Annotated in this window: 15 protein-coding genes and 1 riboswitch; of the genes, 13 read left to right on the plus strand and 2 right to left on the minus strand. The window is 40.4% G+C overall.

From position 1 onward, the window contains the following. The 7 genes from ruvB (at nucleotide 1) to xerD (ending at nucleotide 10,326) form a co-directional block, all read left to right on the plus strand. Nucleotides 1-1,038, plus strand: a complete 1,038-nt coding sequence (gene ruvB, locus JFU01_RS07535; protein ID WP_060778050.1) for a Holliday junction branch migration DNA helicase RuvB — start codon at nucleotides 1-3, stop codon at nucleotides 1,036-1,038. Further along, nucleotides 1,013-2,071: a tRNA preQ1(34) S-adenosylmethionine ribosyltransferase-isomerase QueA gene (gene queA / locus JFU01_RS07540; protein ID WP_195856460.1), complete on the plus strand. Its 1,059-nt coding sequence runs from the start codon at nucleotides 1,013-1,015 to the stop codon at nucleotides 2,069-2,071. The genes ruvB and queA overlap by 26 nt, the downstream gene beginning before the upstream one ends. 88 nt (nucleotides 2,072-2,159) lie before the next feature. After that, nucleotides 2,160-5,534, plus strand: a complete 3,375-nt coding sequence (locus JFU01_RS07545; protein ID WP_195856461.1) for a DNA polymerase III subunit alpha — start codon at nucleotides 2,160-2,162, stop codon at nucleotides 5,532-5,534. An 89-nt stretch (nucleotides 5,535-5,623) separates the two neighbouring features. Beyond that, nucleotides 5,624-6,610, plus strand: a complete 987-nt coding sequence (gene pfkA / locus JFU01_RS07550) for a 6-phosphofructokinase (RefSeq protein WP_195856462.1) — start codon at nucleotides 5,624-5,626, stop codon at nucleotides 6,608-6,610. Between the two features lie 20 nt (nucleotides 6,611-6,630). Beyond that, a complete protein-coding gene (gene pyk / locus JFU01_RS07555) occupies nucleotides 6,631-8,418 on the plus strand; it encodes a pyruvate kinase (RefSeq protein ID WP_195856463.1) in 1,788 nt (595 codons plus the stop codon). Between the two features lie 134 nt (nucleotides 8,419-8,552). Further along, nucleotides 8,553-9,422, plus strand: a complete 870-nt coding sequence (locus JFU01_RS07560; protein WP_195856464.1) for a CvfB family protein — start codon at nucleotides 8,553-8,555, stop codon at nucleotides 9,420-9,422. 10 nt (nucleotides 9,423-9,432) lie between these two features. After that, nucleotides 9,433-10,326: a site-specific tyrosine recombinase XerD gene (xerD, locus tag JFU01_RS07565; RefSeq protein ID WP_195856490.1), complete on the plus strand. Its 894-nt coding sequence runs from the start codon at nucleotides 9,433-9,435 to the stop codon at nucleotides 10,324-10,326. A gap of 118 nt (nucleotides 10,327-10,444) precedes the next feature. Here the strand turns inward: xerD and JFU01_RS07570 are convergent, their stop codons facing one another. Beyond that, nucleotides 10,445-11,251, minus strand: coding sequence for an FxLYD domain-containing protein (locus JFU01_RS07570; RefSeq protein WP_195856465.1), 807 nt, complete (start codon nucleotides 11,249-11,251; stop codon nucleotides 10,445-10,447). Nucleotides 11,252-11,385: 134 nt separating this feature from the next. Here JFU01_RS07570 and JFU01_RS07575 point away from each other — a divergent pair, with 134 nt between their 5' ends. From JFU01_RS07575 to JFU01_RS07600, 6 genes are all read left to right on the plus strand, one after another. Continuing rightward, entirely contained in the window at nucleotides 11,386-12,117 is a 732-nt protein-coding gene (locus JFU01_RS07575; RefSeq protein WP_198434220.1) for an NAD-dependent protein deacylase, read from the plus strand. 168 nt (nucleotides 12,118-12,285) lie between these two features. Next, nucleotides 12,286-12,651 carry a reductase gene (locus tag JFU01_RS07580; protein WP_195856466.1) on the plus strand — a complete coding sequence of 122 codons (366 nt, stop codon included), beginning with the start codon at nucleotides 12,286-12,288 and terminating at the stop codon, nucleotides 12,649-12,651. After that, the gene (locus JFU01_RS07585; RefSeq protein ID WP_195856467.1) at nucleotides 12,648-13,418 is read left to right on the plus strand and encodes a segregation and condensation protein A; all 771 of its coding nucleotides are present in this window, start codon (nucleotides 12,648-12,650) and stop codon (nucleotides 13,416-13,418) included. The genes JFU01_RS07580 and JFU01_RS07585 overlap by 4 nt, the downstream gene beginning before the upstream one ends. Further along, entirely contained in the window at nucleotides 13,415-13,975 is a 561-nt protein-coding gene (scpB, locus tag JFU01_RS07590) for an SMC-Scp complex subunit ScpB (RefSeq protein ID WP_060778059.1), read from the plus strand. Before JFU01_RS07585 ends, scpB begins: the two co-directional genes overlap by 4 nt. Then, nucleotides 13,975-14,697, plus strand: a complete 723-nt coding sequence (locus JFU01_RS07595; protein ID WP_195856468.1) for a pseudouridine synthase — start codon at nucleotides 13,975-13,977, stop codon at nucleotides 14,695-14,697. The genes scpB and JFU01_RS07595 overlap by 1 nt, the downstream gene beginning before the upstream one ends. Before the next feature lie 55 nt (nucleotides 14,698-14,752). After that, nucleotides 14,753-14,871, plus strand: a riboswitch (FMN riboswitch). A 108-nt stretch (nucleotides 14,872-14,979) separates the two neighbouring features. Next, a complete protein-coding gene (locus JFU01_RS07600; RefSeq protein WP_111851662.1) occupies nucleotides 14,980-15,570 on the plus strand; it encodes an ECF transporter S component in 591 nt (196 codons plus the stop codon). A gap of 149 nt (nucleotides 15,571-15,719) precedes the next feature. Here the strand turns inward: JFU01_RS07600 and JFU01_RS07605 are convergent, their stop codons facing one another. Further along, nucleotides 15,720-17,252: a helix-turn-helix domain-containing protein gene (locus tag JFU01_RS07605; protein ID WP_195856469.1), complete on the minus strand. Its 1,533-nt coding sequence runs from the start codon at nucleotides 17,250-17,252 to the stop codon at nucleotides 15,720-15,722. Nucleotides 17,253-17,623: the final 371 nt, after the last annotated feature.

The following is a 17,623-nucleotide window of genomic DNA, read 5'->3' on the forward strand; positions in this document are numbered from 1 at the left end:
ATGTCTAGTGAAAAAAGGCTTCAAAGCGGTGAAGAATTTTTTGAAGAAGAAGACATGGAGGCTAGCTTAAGGCCGCAACTTCTCAAAGACTACATTGGTCAGGAAGAAACCAAGCACGAACTATCGGTTTATATCCATGCTGCTAGACAGCGAACGGAATCCTTAGACCATGTCTTGTTATACGGCCCACCAGGATTAGGAAAAACCACCTTAGCCAATGTCATTAGTAATGAAATGCAGGTCAATATGCAGACCAGTAGCGGTCCAGCCATTGAAAAAACGGGTGATCTTTTAATTTTACTCAACGAACTGGCCCCTGGAGATGTCTTATTTATCGATGAAATCCACCGCCTGCCCCGCAATGTCGAAGAAATGCTTTACAGTGCCATGGAGGACTTTCGTGTTGATATTATTGTTGGCCAAGAGAGTTCAGCTCACGCGGTTCAATTTGATCTGCCTCCATTTACCTTGGTGGGAGCCACGACTAGGGCTGGGAGCTTGTCTGCCCCCTTAAGGGACCGCTTCGGTATCATCCAGCATATGCGCTATTATAAGGTGGATGAATTACAAGAAATCGTTAAGCGGAGTAGCCAAATCTTTGAGGTAACCATCGAAGATGAAGCAAGTTATGAAATTGCCTTACGGTCGCGTGGAACCCCTCGGATTGCCAACCGCTTATTGAAGCGGGTCAGAGACTTTGCTCAAATATATAATACCAATGCAATTATTGATTTAGCAATTACTGAAAGAGCCCTAAGTATTTTAAAAATTGATAAGGCTGGTTTAGATGATCTTGACCGACGCATCTTAGAGACTATTATTTTCTATTATCAAGGTGGCCCGGTAGGCTTATCCACTATTGCGGCTAATTTATCAGAAGAAAAAGAAACCATTGAAGATATGTATGAACCTTATTTAATTCAAATGGGCTTTCTACAACGTACCCCTAGAGGGCGTATGGCCACCGCTAAGGCCTACCAACATTTAGGAATTGATAAAGAGGAGAACGAGGATGACCTTAAAAACGACAGATTATGATTATGATTTACCAGAAGAACTCATTGCCCAAAGTCCCACTAAGGATCGCTTAAACTGTCGACTTTTATGTTTGAATGCTAGAGATGGCCACTACCAGGATAAGATGTTTTCAGCTATTGAAGAGGAGTTTGAAGCAGGGGATGTCTTAGTCTTAAATAATACTCGGGTCTTACCGGCCCGTCTTTACGGCGAAAAAGAAGCAACAGGTGGCCACGTTGAAGTATTACTCTTAAACAATGTGGAAGGCGACCTTTGGGAGACCCTGGTTAAACCAGGACGACGCTTGAAAGCCGGCACAAGGCTTAGCTTTGGCGATGGTCGCTTGAAAGCTGAAATCAAAGAAACACTTGACTATGGTGGTGGTCGCCTGCTGGAATTTTATTATGATGGGATTTTCTTAGAGATTTTAGAGAGTCTAGGAGAGATGCCTCTGCCACCTTACATTAAGAACAAATTAACTGATCCAGACCGCTACCAAACAGTTTATGCTAAAGTGAATGGTTCGGCAGCAGCCCCGACAGCGGGTTTACACTTTACTGAGGACTATCTAAAGAGCCTACAGGAAAAAGGAGTTAAGATTGCTTATCTGACCCTCCATGTCGGTTTGGGAACTTTTCGACCAGTGAATGAAGAAGATCTGAGTGACCACCAAATGCATTCAGAATTTTATCGCTTAGATCCAGAAAATGCTGAAATGATAAGTCAAGCCCAAGCAAATGGCCACCATGTCATTGCTTGCGGGACAACCTGTATTCGTACTTTAGAGACTATTGGTCAAAAATTTGATGGCCAAGTGAAAGCAGATTCTGGCTGGACTGATATTTTCATTTATCCAGGATTTAAGTTTACTGTGGTCGACCATTTCATTACCAACTTCCATTTACCTAAATCAACCCTAGTGATGTTGGTGGCTGCTTTTGCCGGAAGAGACCATGTGCTTAACGCCTATCGTCATGCGGTCGAGGAGAAGTATCAATTCTTTTCTTTTGGGGATGCCATGTTTGTCCGCGGCCCGCAATACATAGAAAAATAAGTGTCTTTACCATCAGTAAGCGGTGACTATATGTAAATAAGCTGGCTAAACTGATGGTTTTTATCATGTTAAAAGGAGTTGGTCTATCGTGTTTACACCCTTAAATGTGAATACATCCTATACGCTTTTAAAGAGTCCCATGCCGGTAAAGGATTATGTCGAAGCGGCCAAAGCCTTAGACTATCAAAACTTAGCGATAAGTGATGTCAATGTGATGTATGGGGTAATTGATTTTTATAATTATTGCAAGCATTATGACATCAATCCCTTAATTGGAATGACCGTTTCAATTCAACGTCCTGACCAGCGTGACCAAGAAGAGTGGCTGATTTATGCTAAAAATGATCAAGGCTACCGCTCTCTTATGCGCTTAAGTTCCTTAATTAAAAGCCAAGAGCCAATTGATTATCAGGCGGTTAGAGACTTTATCTTTAACAACCACAGTAATTGGATCACTATTTTAGAAGCTAATAATGGCCCACACATGCATTTTCTCAAGCAACAGCGTGAAGAAGAGGCCGCTGCCTTCTTAGATAAATTACGGGAAATCTTCAAGGCTTCTGACTTATATATGGGGGTTGATGAATCTTATCTCTACCATCAAGAAGCCTTGGAAGACCTGGCTAAGAAAAGTCAGATTCCCTTGATTGCCCAGTCAAAGTTGGCTTATTTGTCAAAAAATGATGTCTTTACCCAGGAAGTATTAGCTGCTATTGAAGTCAATCAGCCCCTAGACAATTACCGAGAAAAAGCAGGGGCAGAAGGGCAGTTTTTTCTAAGGAGTCTAGCGTCTTATCAAGAATCCTACCAAAACAAGGGACTAGCTAAGGCTTTTGACCAAGTGTCAGAGGCTTTTGATGGGGTTCATTTAGACATTCAGTTTGACCAAGCGCTTTTGCCCAAGTATCCCATTGAATCAGGGCAAAGTAGTAAGGAATTTCTCAAAGAGTTAGCCTATCAAGGCCTGTCTAAGCGGGTGGGTAATGAGAAAAGCTACCGAGAGCGCTTGGATTACGAACTTTCCATTATTGATCAAATGGGCTTCAATGATTATTTTCTCATTGTTTGGGACGTGATGGATTATGCTCATAAGAAGCATATTATGACCGGACCAGGTCGGGGATCTGCTGCGGGTTCTTTGGTAGCTTATTGTCTTTTTATTACCGATGTAGACCCTATAAGAAATCATTTACTTTTTGAGCGTTTTCTTAATCCTGAACGCCAGTCGATGCCGGATATTGATTTGGACTTTCCTGATGATAAGCGCCAGGATATTTTGAATTATGTCTATCACAAATATGGTAGTGACCACGTGGCTCAAATTTCTACCTTTGGTACCTTTGCTGCCCGCAAGGCCATCAGGGACGTCGGTAATGCTTTTAATAAGAGTCAAGCGACCATGAGCCGTTGGGCCAATACCATTAGCTCACAAAATCAGACTCTTGAAGAAGCTTATCAAAGTTCCAGCCAACTCCAACAATATATAGCAGAAGAGGAGGATGGCCAGCTCTGGTTTCAGACCGCTAAAAAGATTGAAGGCTTGCCTCGCCACGTCTCTACCCATGCGGCAGGGGTTATTCTCAGTGACCAAGACTTGACCGATTTTATCCCCTTACAGGCTGCCCTTAACCATTCCATTCACCAGTCCCAATACACCATGCATGAAATTGAGCGGATTGGTTTATTAAAAATTGACTTTTTGAGTTTAAGTAACTTAACGATTTTAGCCAATAGTGTCAGAGCAGCGGAAAAAATCAGCAAAAGGCGCTTACGTCCTATAGACTTTCCTCGTAATGATCAATCGGTCTATCGTCTCTTTAGTCAAGCCAATACCTTAGGTGTCTTTCAATTTGAATCTAATGGGATTCGCCGTGTCTTGAGGCGAGTGAAGCCAAGTTCAATGGCGGACCTTGCAGCAGTAAATGCTCTCTACCGGCCAGGGCCCATGCAACAAATTAATCACTTTGTCAATCGTAAACATGGTAAGGAGCCGATTACTTACCCCCATCCGGACTTAGAAGGTATTTTGAAGGAAACTTATGGCATTATTGTCTACCAGGAACAAGTCATGCAAGTTGCCCAAAAAATTGCTGGATTTTCTTTGGGAGAAGCTGATATCTTACGGCGGACGATCAGTAAGAAAGATAAGGCAACCATGGACCGCTTACAGGCGAAATTTATCCGCCAAGCTGTTGCTAAGGGCTACAGCCAAAGCGTTGCCCAAAAAATTTATTCCTACATTGAAGCTTTTGCTGATTATGGATTTAACAAGTCACATGCTTATGCTTATTCTTATTTAGCTTATGAGATGGCCTGGCTAAAGGTTCACTATCCGGCCGCCTTTTACTATGGGAATCTCTTGCAACATAAGATTTATGAGACTAAGGGTCAGCAATTGACTTATGAGGCTAGTCTTTGTCAGGTTAAGCTCCAACTCCCCGATGTCAACCGGTCATACACAACCATGCAGGTAGTTGATGACCAGCATATTTTACTCGGTCTTACTGATATTCGGGGCTTGATGCGAAACTTTACCACAGCCATTGTCCAGGAACGGCTCAATGGGGGTCAGTATCGGTCATTGGGTGACTTTATTCAACGCCTGCCAAAAAACTATTCAAAGGCTGACAATCTGGAAAAATTGGCGCTTGCGGGAGCCTTGGACAGCTTTGGATATAATCGCCGCACCTTAATAGAAGAGGCTTTGCCAAAGTTACTAGAAGCGGTGAACTTATTTGGAGGAAGCAACAACCAGCAACTTTCCTTGTTCAATCAGGAGAATCGCGAGCTTTATGCTCCTGAAATTAAGCATTTGAATGAGTATGATGATCGTCTTCTTTTGGAGGGGGAGCAAGAAACCCTGGGTCAGTCCATTAGCGTCGAATTATACAGTGACTACCGTCCTTACTACCAAAATGGTCAAATTCAACCCATCAATAAGTTAAGCGATAAAAGTCAGGTGACGATTATTGGAGAAATTGTCAAGGTGAAAAGAATTCAGACGAAAAAGAACCAGCCCATGGCTTTCTTAACTTTGCGTGATGAGCATAGTGAAGTTGAGGTGATTGCTTTTCCTAAAGCTTATATTGATTTTGCTGCCTACATAAGGGAAGGCCAGCAAGTCCTTGTCCAAGGCAAGACTCAGACCAGGAAACAGGGCTTGCAAGTGGTTTTAGACCAGTGTCAACCCTTAAATCATCAGTTACTCACTGAATTGGAAAGGAAACGGCTGAACTCGATTCAAGCAATAAACATTCGCGTGGCAAGTAGCCAGCTGGCTAGTGAGAAAAAAGCAGACCTTCTTGCTCTTATCAACCAGTATCACGGCAGGGTTAAATTAACTTTCACCATGGCCAAAGAACAGAAAAAATATCAATTGGGTGAGCGCTTTGCTGTTCAAGCCCGCCCCGAAGTCATTCAAGAATTAAGAAAAATTTACGGCTCTGAGAATGTTCTTTATTAATGAAATCGTTTTAATAGGAAAACCCTTAGTAATCAGCTTAGAAACATGATATTATATGACGTGAAGGGAAAAGAAAGGATAAGATTTATATGGCAAAAAAAATTGCGGTCTTAACAAGCGGTGGCGATGCTCCCGGCATGAATGCTGCGATCCGCGCAATCGTACGTAAGATCATTTTTGATGGTAACGAAGCTTATGGGGTACGTTATGGATTCCGTGGCTTAGCAGATGGAGATATTTTCCAAATGACTGCTGCTGATGTTTCCACCCTATCTTCGCGTGGCGGAACGATTCTGTTTACAGCCCGCTACCCTGAATTTGCAGAGGAAGAAGGCCAACTCAAAGCCTTAGAACAATTAAAACGTCATGAAATTGACGGCTTGGTTGTCATTGGCGGAGACGGGTCCTACCAAGGGGCTTTAGCCTTGTCACGACGTGGCTTCCCAACGGTTGGTATTCCTGGAACAATCGATAATGATATTCCTGGTACTGACTTTACCATCGGTTTTGATACGGCATGCAACACTGCCCTAGAAGCTTTGGATAAGTTAAGAGATACCGCCAAAAGCCACATGCGGACTTTTGTGGTTGAAGTAATGGGGCGGCATGCCGGGGATATCGCCTTATGGTCTGGCATTGGATGTGGTGCTGACCAAGTGATTATTCCAGAAATTAATTTTGATATCCAAGAGGTCGTTGACCAAATTAATCAAGGACGTGAAAAGGGTAAGAAGCATACCCTCATTGTTTTAGCTGAAGGCGTTATGCCAGGCTATAAATTTGCTGATTTACTGGATGAATATGGGAATTACCACATTCGGACTACCGTATTAGGACACGTTCAACGTGGAGGATCACCAAGCGCTAAAGACCGTATGTTAGCAACTTCTTTAGGACATGCAGCGGTTGAAGCTTTAGCTAACGGTCAATCTGGAGTATGTATGGGGATTGTAGATAATAAAATTGTCCATACCGACATTGAAAATGCCCTAGAGAAAAAAGACGACCGTCAAAAACGTAATACGCTCAATAAATATCTCTATGATCTTAACCAAGAAACCTCAGTTTGGTCTTAAAAATAAAAGGAGAAAATGAAATGCCATTTGATATGAAATTATTAAAGAAAACCAAAGTTGTATGTACGATTGGACCTGCTTCAGAAGATCCAGAAACCCTAGTCGAACTAGCTAAAGCAGGTATGGACGTTGCCCGGATGAACTTTTCTCACGGTGACCACGATGAACACTTAGCCCGCATCAAAGCGATTCGCCAAGTGGAACGTGAAGCTGGAAAACGGATTGCGGTTATGCTAGATACCAAGGGCCCTGAAATTCGTACCCATAACATGAAGGACCATGCTCCGGTTTTCTTAGAAAAGGGTAAAACCGTTAAAATTTCTATGACTGAAGTTGAAGGAACCCAAGACTTGATTTCAGTCACTTATCCTCAATTAATTAATGATGTTCATGTTGATTCTCATATTCTCATTGATGATGGTTTAGTTGATTTACGTGTTACTGACATTGACTTTGATAAGGGAATTGTTACCACTGTTGTGGAAAATAGTGGTTTAATCAAAGACAAGAAGGGGGTTAATATCCCTGGTGTTTCCGTTTCCCTACCTGGTATCACTGAAAAAGATGAAGCCGACATTCGTTTTGGTCTAGAAAATGGAATTGACATTATCGCTGCTTCCTTTGTTCGTAAGCCAGAAGATGTTTTAGAGATTCGCGAAATTTTAGAAGAAACCGGGAACGAAACAGTTCAAATTATCCCTAAAATTGAAACCCAAGAAGGGGTAGATAATATTGACGGGATTTTGCAAGTTTCTGATGGTTTAATGGTTGCCCGTGGTGACCTAGGGGTAGAAATTCCAACTGAAATGGTGCCAGTTGTTCAAAAAGAATTAATCCGTAAGTGTAATGCTGCTGGTAAACCAGTGATTACTGCTACCCAAATGTTAGATTCTATGCAACGTAACCCACGTCCAACCCGGGCTGAAGCTTCTGACGTTGCTAATGCCATTCTAGACGGTACTGATGCGATTATGTTATCCGGTGAAACAGCTGCTGGTGACTACCCACTTGAAGCCGTTAAGACCATGACCCGTATCGCTATGACTACTGAACGTGAAAGCGAATTACGTGGTCAAGCCCAACAAGCCCTTAAAGAATATCAAAACAGTGATGTTTCTGAAGCCATTGCCCAATCTGTTGCCCATACAGCTCGCAATTTGAATATTCAAACCATCGTTGCTGCGACAAATTCAGGTCATACTGCTCGTTTAATTTCTAAGTACCGTCCTAATGCCATGATCTTAGCGCTTACCTTCTCTGAAAGTCGTGCGCATAAGTTATTACTTAGCCGTGGTGTGGTTCCAATGGTCATTGAAAAACCAGCATCTACCGATGAAATGACCTTACTTGCCACCCAAATTGCTAAAGAAGAAGACTACGCTAAAGATGGCGACCTTATCCTTATTACAGCTGGTGTACCGGTTGGGGAAACAGGGACCACCAACTTGATGAAGATTCAAATGATCGGTGAACGTTTGATTGAAGCTCAAGGGCTAGGAAATCAATCAGTCATTGGACACGTGGTTAAAGCTCAAAGCCCAGAAGAAGCCATTGAAAAAGCTAACCATGATAACATCTTAGTGGTTTCTACAACTGATGAACGCTATAATGAAGCCATTAAGAAGGCAGGGGCTGTTATTGTAGAAAATGCCACCCTAACTAGCCATGCTGCTGTAATGAGTGTCAATACCGGAACACCGGTTATCGTTAATGCTAAAGATGCGACGAACATTCTTGAAGAAGGCCAATTGATTACCTTGGATGCACGTCGCGGTATGGTTTATGATGGTGCCACAACGACTATCTAAGCCTGAACGAGACGAAGTCAGTGCCTATAAGGTACTGGCTTTTTTATTTTTCTTCATAGGCCTTCTGGCAATTCATTTGGGGAGGGCCGCGTCTATGCTATACTTAAAGAAATCGATATGAAGGAGACCAGTAAATGAAAGAACTAGCTAGTGTAGTCTCTGCTAGAGTGAGTGACTATAATACAAAGAATTATTATGTCCAGTTCGAGGGGAAGACCTTTGAATTAAACCCCAGTGATAAGATAAAATCGCTGAATATTGGACAAGAAATCCCAGTGTTTATCTATACTAATCAAAAAAATCAAGCCAAAGCGACTCTAGATTTTCCCAAGAGTCGCCAAAACACCTATGGCTGGGCTGAAGTCACCCAAGTTCGCCATGATCTAGGGGTCTTTTTAGATATTGACCTTCCAGATAAGGATATGGTTCTGTCTATGGATGAATTACCTAGTGAAACAGGGCTTTGGCCTAAAAAGGGCGATAAGCTTTATGTGAAATTATCTGTAGATCGTAAGGCCCGGCAATGGGCTAACCTCGCCGATTCTGTGGTTGTCCAGTCTTTAACCAGTAAAGTTAAGGGAAATGAAAAGCGTTGGGTCAATCAAGTCAAAAAAGCCCGGGTTTACCAGTGTAAATTGAATGGGAGCCACTTAATCACAGAGGATTACCACTTGGCTTTTATTCACCCCAGTGAATGGGAAGTAGAGCCCCGCCTAGGAGAAGAGGTGGAAGCTCGGGTTATTGGTATCGGTCAAAATGGGAATCTAAACTTATCCCTAAAGCCACGTGCTTTCGAAGTAATCAATGATGATGCCGAAATGATTTATCAAGTCTTAAAACGTACTCCTGAGGGCTTTTTGCCTTATAACGATAAGAGTGATCCCAATGCGATTCGATCAGCCTTTAATATTTCTAAGGCCCAATTTAAACGTGCCTTGGGCCACCTGATGAAAACTCAGCGAATTGAACAAAATGAAGATGGGATAACTTTAAAGGATAAGTGATTTTTTGACTATCAGTGATTTGATTGAGGATTTTTTAATTGCTTTACGGGTAGAACAAGGTCTTTCGGAAAATACCATTAAAACTTACCATAATGTTTTAAATCAATTTCAAATGATTTTGTCTGAAGCGGGGATAGAGGATATTCAAGCCGTCAAACGCCAGGATATTATCCAACAGCTGGAAAAGTTAAATCAAAAGGGTCGGGCTGTCTCAACCATGAGTCAATATTTATCGACCCTACGTCACTTCTTTAAATATTTGATTTTAGACTCAGTAATTGAAGAGAACCCGGTGGAAAATATCTCCTTGCCTAAGAAGAAACAGCAGCTCCCTCAAGTGCTAAGTGTTGAAGAAGTTGATCGTTTGTTAGAAATGCCGGACGTCAATTCGACTCTTGGCTTGCGAGATCGTAGTTTATTAGAGTTACTTTACGCGAGTGGGCTGCGGGTAAGCGAATTGGTCCATTTAAAAATCAGTGATTTTCACGAAGATCTCGGCTTTCTCCAAACGATTGGTAAGGGCAACAAGGAGCGCATCATTCCTCTTGGAGAAGTGGCTAAGGATTGGCTACAGACTTATCTCAAAGAGAGCCGCCTCAAACTCTTGGGCGAAAATGACCAATCTCAAGGGATGATTTATTTGAACCATCACGGACGTCCCCTTAGTCGGCAAGGGGTTTGGAAGAAGCTCAAGCAATATATCCAAGCTGCTGGGATAAGAAAAGAAGTCAGCCCCCATACTTTGCGGCACTCATTTGCAACCCACTTATTGGAAAATGGGGCAGACTTAAGAGTGGTTCAAGAACTTCTGGGCCATGCTGACATTTCTACCACGCAAATTTATACCCACATCCATTCGCAACATATGCGCGAAATTTATAAAAAAACTTTTCCGAGAGCATAGAAAAAGAGGTTGGAAGTTATGTTCCAACCTCTTTCTGTAGTGATGACTCTTTTAAGATGTCTTCGCTAAGTATCCGAAACAGACCTTATCAGCATTTATTTATCCTCTTAGATTGATATTATTTTTCAATAGACAGGCCGTCATTCAATTCGATTTGAATGTGAGCTGCTTGAGGAGCGGTATTCTTAATGGTTACAGTTTGACTTTCACCTTGTTTGAGCCGGTCAGTCTTCCAGGTATCAGAAGCTAACTCTTTTTGGTCAGCATCGACAAATTTAAAGGTTATCCCCAAATTCACCAAGTCAGCTTTGGCATGGTTAGTTAATGTCCCCGTCATGACAATGCTTTGGTCAGTACTTGCCGCTTGGTCAACAGTGAACTGTAAATTATTTAAATCCTCTTCAAGTTGAGAATAGGCCGCTTTACGGAAGTCAAGATTTTCTTTAGCATCTTCAAGGGCTTTGGAATTTTTATCTGCGTCAATTTCTTCCAAAGCTTCTGCTTGAATGATAAAGCGTGAATCTTGGGATAAGTCTTTCAGGATATCAATTCGCTTCCGGTAATGATCATTAAAAGCAGTCTGACTATCGATGGTAGCCGGCTCTTGGTTCAAAGCATCCACGCAAGCTTTTAATTCATTTAAGTAGTTCTTCACCTTATTTTCTAAATCTTTATCTTTAAAGCTTTGGTCTTGATACTTTTTCATTTCCTCCCACTCAGTATTGAAGGAATTGATAAGGGCTTGACTACCTGCATTGTCACTATTTTTATCCACTTGGCTAGCTGCTTCCTGTTTCTTTTGCCAGGTGGTAAAGAGATCACTAAAAAATAGGTCATCGGTTTTGTTTTGCGAAGAGCAAGCACTTAGAAAGAATAAGGCAGCACAGAGGCAGGCCAAGGCAATGATTTTCTTGAATGGCTTCATTAAATAGGTCCTTTCTACATTTAAGTTGATATTATTATATCATTACTTTAATAGGCATAGAAAGGAATTGAAAGGAAAAGCCATTCGAAGATCATGCTAAACTTTGATACAATAGAACTATAGGAGGGCTGGTAATGAATAAGATCGAAACTTTAAAAAATATGATTTATGAAAGTGATCGGATCGTCTTCTTTGGAGGAGCAGGAGTATCCACAGCAAGTGGCATTCCTGATTTTCGTTCTGCGGATGGTTTATTTATGCAAGATTCTGGATATCAGGTCAGTGCAGAAGAAATTATTTCACATTCTTTCTTTGAGAAATATCCCCAAATATTTTTTGACTATTACTTTGATCATTTAGTTTATCCAGATGCTAAACCCAATGCCTGTCACCGCTATTTAGCTGATTTAGAAGCTAAGGGGAAAGAAGTTGCCATTGTCACTCAAAATATCGATGGTCTTCACCAAGAGGCGGGAAGTCAAAAAGTCTATGAATTACATGGCAATGTCTGGGATAATTACTGTCTAAAATGTAAACGACACTATCGGACAGAAGACTTAGAAAAAGATGAGCAAGGGATCCCACGATGCAGCTTTGACCAGGCCATCGTACGTCCTAATGTCGTTCTTTACCAAGAGGCACTCGATCAAAAAGAGATATTAGGGGCGGTTAGAGCCATTGAGCAAGCGGATTTGATGATCGTTGCTGGGACTTCTTTAAGAGTCTATCCTGCCGCTGGTTTAATTGATTATTTTAATGGCTCTTATTTAGCAGTCATTAATAAAACAAAGATTCAAGTAGATAGAAAAGATACGCTGGTCTTTGAGGATTCCTTAACTAATGTCTTTAAGGCCTTAGATATTTAGGAATGTGATTTCAAAAAGTTTTCTATTTTTATGGTATTGGATATTTGCTTAGAAAAGTGAGTATTTTCTTTTTGGGGCGTTTGTGATAGTCTATGAACCATAGAATCTTTAAGAGAGGTTAGGTGAGTTATGCTAATTTCATACATTTCAAATTATGAGAAAGTAGTTATGGGTTTGTTATCTTATCTAGATGCCTATAAGTCTATGGATGACTTGATGGCAGAAATGAAGCGTATAAAAACAGGTAAACGTCAACTCTATTTATGGCGTGATGAAGAAACCGATAATATTGTCGGTATTATTGGTTTTGACCAAGATGAGGAAAAAGAATTAGTATTAGTACGTTATAGCTCAGTTAATCCTTCTTTCGACCAAAATGAGATTACCTATGCCATGCTGACTGCTTTAACCCAGGAATTTCCTATGTATACCATTAGCGGCTCACTAGCTATGTCTGATATCTTAAAAGGATGGGCCTTACATGAGCAACGTACCATGCCACATATTATTCATCACGATGGGGAAGGTTTATGAATAAAACTAAGCAAGAAAACACTGAAACTTCTAATGATGAATTACACATCGATCTAGCGGCTTTTGAGGGGCCGCTAGATTTGCTTTTGCACTTAATTAAGCAGATGGAAGTTGATATTTTTGATATTCCCATTGTTGATATCACCAACCAATATCTAGAAACAATTCACCGCCATCAAAAAAGGGACTTGGAACTAGCCAGTGACTACTTGATTATGGCGGCCAGTTTAATTGAAATTAAGACTAAATTACTCTTACCCAAAAAAGCTATGGAAAAAGAAGAGGAAGACGATCCACGAGCCGATTTAGTCCAACAATTACTAACCTATAAGCAATATAAAGCTGTCTCAGCCATCTTAGAAGAAAAACAAGCTGACCGGTCTTTGAGTTACTCTAAAGAGGCCAGTGACCTCTCGGATTTACAAGCCGTTGTGCCTTTACCTGAAAACGAAGTAAGCAGTGAAGACCTCTTATCGGCCTTTAAAAAAATGTTTTTACGCTTGAAGCAGGAACAACCACTTGAAAGAACTGTAAAAGGGGAAACTTTTACAATTGATGAGGCGATTATGAGTATCGAAGAAGCCTTGGACCAAGAGTCAGACCACTTGTCCTTTTTTTCTTTGCTGAGTTCGAATCAGCCTAACAGAGAGAAAGTGGTGACTTATTTTTTGGCTCTGTTACAATTAGTTAAACAAGGAAAATTACTTATCCAGCAAGATCAGATTGCTGCAGATATAAGCATACAAAAGAAGGATGATGGGGATTGACCATTGAGGGTGCTTGCGAAAGTTTATTATTCGTTGCTGGTGAGGAAGGTCTTAGCCTAGAGGAACTAGCTAATCTTTTAGATCTTTCTAAAGAAAAGGTCCAGTATAGTTTATGGAACTTAGACAAAAAATTAAAAACTGATAGTCAGCGGGGGCTAGAATTAGTATGTCTAGGGGGGCGCTATCAATTACTGACTCAAAAGATCTATGCTGACTTAATCCAAAAATATGCAGTCAGTCCTTTTGCTTTGAAGCTGTCCCAACAAGCCTTGGAAACCTTGGCAGTGATTGCCTACCAAGGCCCAATTACCCGATTAGAAATTGATGAAATCAGGGGAGTTCAATCGCAAGCCATGATTAAACGCCTCTTATTGCATGATTTGATTGAAGAAGCAGGGCGAAAAGAGGGTCCTGGACGTCCGATTCTTTACCAAGTAACTAATTATTTTTATCAATATTTTGGATTGAATTCAATAGCCGACCTCCCTGATATATCATCGCTTTTACCTGAAGATGAGGAAGATAAGGGCTTATTTGATGAAGAAGGAGATAAATAATGGAAAGATTACAAAAGGTCATTGCCCATGCTGGTGTGGCTTCGAGACGTGATGCCGAAAAATTAATCCTTGCTGGTCGGGTGCAGGTCAACGGCCAGGTGGTTACTGAACTCGGCACTAAGGTCACCAAGAAGGACCTCGTTGAAGTTGACCAGGTGCCTATATACAAAGAAGAACCCGTTTACTACTTATTCAATAAGCCGGATGGGGTCATTTCTTCTGTTGCTGATGATAAGGGCAGAAAAGTAGTGGTTGATTATCTTAAAGAGATCCCCCAACGTATTTATCCTATCGGGCGCTTAGATTATCATACGACTGGAGTCTTACTTTTAACCAATGATGGGGAATTTGCCAATTTATTAATGCATCCTCGTTACGAAATTGATAAGGTTTACGTGGCTAAGGTAAAGGGCTATCCTAGCCCCGATGCTCTTAAGCGCTTAGAAGAAGGTCTAGTGATAGACGGGCAAAAAACCGCTAAGGCTAAGGCGCGCATTCGGAAAAATAAGGCTGCTAAGGAAAATGCAACCGTTGAGTTGACAATTCATGAAGGACGTAATCGTCAAGTTCGTAAGATGCTTGAAGCAGTTGGCCATCCCGTAAAACGTTTGAACCGAGAACGCTATGGTTTTTTAACGACTGAAGGTCTAGGGGTGGGTGAATACCGGCCATTATTAAAAGCTGAAGTTGAGCGTTTAAAACAATATGCCTTACAAAAATAAAACGCTTGCATTTCTCCTATAATGGGGTTATAATTTATTTGTAAAATTAAATAAATGAAATCTTCGGGGCAGGGTTAGATTCCCGATCGGCGGTGATAGTCCGCGAATCAGTGAGCTGATAGAACTAGTGAAATTCTAGTACCGACTGTAAAGTCAGAATGGGAGAAGATAGTAAATACTTACTAATTAATTCTTTTCATTGAAGACTTTCGGTGAAAGGAATTTTTTATTTTCAAGAAATAACAATTAACCCTGACTGAGAAGAAGAAAGGGGAAATTGTTATGAAAACAAGTACACGTCAGTTAATTGTTACCGCAGTTATGGGGGCTATTGCCTTTATCCTTATGATGTTTTCTTTTCCGATATTGCCTGCTATACCTTTCTTAAAGGTCGATTTTTCTGATGTACCGATCCTATTCACCACCTTTTTATTTGGTCCATGGAGTGGTGCAGGGGCTGCTTTTGTACGGAACTTTTTACACTATATGCAAACAGGCGGTAATGCAGGTTACCCAATTGGAGATATGGCTTCTTTCATAGCTACTCTTTCTTATTGCTTGCCAATTTACTATATTTTACGTAATTATGATCTTCGTTTGAGCAAACAAGTTGAAAGGGCTAAGTACTATGTCAAAGTCTGCTTTGCTTTTGCAATCGGTAGCGTATTAATGACGTTTGTCCTTTCCTTGGCTAACTACTATGTCATTACTCCCTTCTATATGGCTGTGATGAATTTCGAAATTCCTAACATGCAGGAATATATTCTTTATGGCATAGTTCCCTTTAATTTACTCAAGGGTCTGATTATTTCGATAGCTAACTTTATTGTTTTATCGGCTGCCTTACCTGTGGCTAAGCGGCGTTTAGTTTAGTTCAGGGCAGTTATTATTTGCTAGGTAAATCCCTTGCCATTGAAATAAAAAAGACACCAGCTTAATGAGAAGCTAATACTTGCTTGGCTCCTTAAGCTGGTATTTTTATATGTTTCGTGTTGTGAAGATGGTAGTCTTCTTCCTGGACTTTAAGAAAATTTGAGTTGGTTAATCATTTGGTAAATCCAACCTAAATCTTCAGTCGTTAGATCATCCTTTATTGTATGAATGGTTATGCCCTTAAGATTAAATAAGGGGTAGGTGGTTAATAAAATATCAATCCTTGAATGGTCTAGGTCTTCCATAAAGTAAGTATCTGTGATGGGGGTGACCTCAATTAATGAGCCGAAAAACAGGTGGAGTTTTCCACAGATTTCTCCAGTACTGTAGAAACGACCGGTATAAACCGCGATATTTAGGCGTTTATAGTCCTTATAAAAATGATTGATCGTTAAGGGATAAAATGAATAGACATAAGAAAACATAATAGCCGTACGCTTGGCCATTAGCCCTTTACTGAAATAGGATTGAAAACTTTCTAGAATTGGCTGTAGACGGGCGTTAAAGCCGGGAAGGATGAGTTCCCATTTTTCCTTTAAATTACTGATTTCTAAAGCAGTCAATTGCATCTTAGAATAATTTTCATTTTCCTTTAAATCGAGCTTATCCTGGCAGCAATTATAGAGTAATAAAAGCAACAAATCCTTCTTATCTTGGTCTAAAGGACTTAATTGCTGGCTGGTCGTTAGTTGATCCAATTCTTTAAAGAAGTTAGCGACGGCTTGAGAATGATCATTTGAAGAACGAATTTCTTCTTGTAAGGCTTGGATAGATAAGTAGGTGGTGTGTGTTGCTAGACCGACTAAGAGTTGACGGACGGCTTCAGAATTGATGGATACCTTTAGGCGATACTCGATATCAAAGATAGTAAATTGGGCTTTTGTGGCGGTTAAGGATTCTTGTAAGCTCGATAGGTCCCTTGGTAAGTAACTGTCTTGGACCAGGTCTTTATGCTTATAACGAATTAAATTGATGGCAAGAATAATGGGGAACATGGGGTGACTACTATAAAGTCCTAGGCTAGGCATGGAGTGCCTTAAGTAGAGTGAGATTTTGTTAATGTCCTGATGACTCACCTCATTAAAAGGCCATTGGGTTAACTGGTAACCAAATTCAAAAAAATCGTAATAAAATTTCCTTACCTCACGTTCGGGTCCCTCAATAGTAAAGGGGTTCATGGTGAGACTGAGACTTGGATAATAACTGGTAAAAAATTGGTTAATGGAATCAATGATGCGATAAAGAGTAGACCGACTAACGAATAACTTTTCGCACATATAAGAAATATAGTAAATTTTTTGACTGAAAATGGTCCGTATTAAAATGAAATAAATACTATTGCTAAAAAAGTAAGGATAAAACGCATTAACCTGAGGCGGGGTAGAAGCAACTAATTTGATGTATTTATATTTCATTTCAAACTGTAGTTTGTCAGGAAAAATTAGAATGAGTTGCTTTAAGTCAGAAATTATTGTCTGTGATGAACAATTAAAATGGTTTTTTAAATCTTTGATGGCCACCATTTCTTGGTCACTGCTAATGAGGTATTTGATAATATTTAAGCGCCGCTGGTCTAATTTACTCAGTAGCTTGGCCATTGTTTGGTCTGTTGATGTATCCATTTAAATATTACTCCCTTCTGTAAGAAAAATTAAAGACGACTTGGAAAATTATCCAGTCGTCCTTTTTGTTTTTAATCTCAATCATGTTGATAGTAAATGTCTTTTTAAATAGTTGGCTTGCTTTTTAGAAAAACAGTTATGATACACATGCAGTCTTGATGCGTAAAAACAAATAGTCTTATTACATTAAAACATAAGAATTTGATTTTTAATATACAATCCTTGGGATAGCTATCCCAAAAATTAAATAAAGGCTAAATTATTGAGATCAGACTTAGTAAGAATTACAAAGTCGTATTGATCAGTAATGGTGAGTTAAATAGATAAAATTAATAGGCTTTATTTCGATTGGCCTTTCATCTGCCTCTTCT

This window comes from Aerococcus sp. Group 2 (assembly GCF_905125285.1).
In the GTDB taxonomy this organism is placed as follows: domain Bacteria; phylum Bacillota; class Bacilli; order Lactobacillales; family Aerococcaceae; genus Aerococcus; species Aerococcus urinae_E.

Excerpts from the sequence above, each read along its gene's own strand:
- ruvB (WP_060778050.1), top strand. The coding sequence starts at position 1 with ATGTCTAGTGAAAAAAGGCTTCAAAGCGGTGAAGAATTTTTTGAAGAA.
- queA (WP_195856460.1), top strand. The coding sequence starts at position 1,013 with ATGACCTTAAAAACGACAGATTATGATTATGATTTACCAGAAGAACTC.
- pfkA (WP_195856462.1), top strand. The coding sequence starts at position 5,624 with ATGGCAAAAAAAATTGCGGTCTTAACAAGCGGTGGCGATGCTCCCGGC.
- pyk (WP_195856463.1), top strand. The coding sequence starts at position 6,631 with ATGCCATTTGATATGAAATTATTAAAGAAAACCAAAGTTGTATGTACG.
- JFU01_RS07560 (WP_195856464.1), top strand. The coding sequence starts at position 8,553 with ATGAAAGAACTAGCTAGTGTAGTCTCTGCTAGAGTGAGTGACTATAAT.
- JFU01_RS07570 (WP_195856465.1), bottom strand. The coding sequence starts at position 11,251 with ATGAAGCCATTCAAGAAAATCATTGCCTTGGCCTGCCTCTGTGCTGCC.
- JFU01_RS07575 (WP_198434220.1), top strand. The coding sequence starts at position 11,386 with ATGAATAAGATCGAAACTTTAAAAAATATGATTTATGAAAGTGATCGG.
- JFU01_RS07580 (WP_195856466.1), top strand. The coding sequence starts at position 12,286 with ATGGGTTTGTTATCTTATCTAGATGCCTATAAGTCTATGGATGACTTG.
- JFU01_RS07585 (WP_195856467.1), top strand. The coding sequence starts at position 12,648 with ATGAATAAAACTAAGCAAGAAAACACTGAAACTTCTAATGATGAATTA.
- JFU01_RS07595 (WP_195856468.1), top strand. The coding sequence starts at position 13,975 with ATGGAAAGATTACAAAAGGTCATTGCCCATGCTGGTGTGGCTTCGAGA.
- JFU01_RS07600 (WP_111851662.1), top strand. The coding sequence starts at position 14,980 with ATGAAAACAAGTACACGTCAGTTAATTGTTACCGCAGTTATGGGGGCT.
- JFU01_RS07605 (WP_195856469.1), bottom strand. The coding sequence starts at position 17,252 with ATGGATACATCAACAGACCAAACAATGGCCAAGCTACTGAGTAAATTA.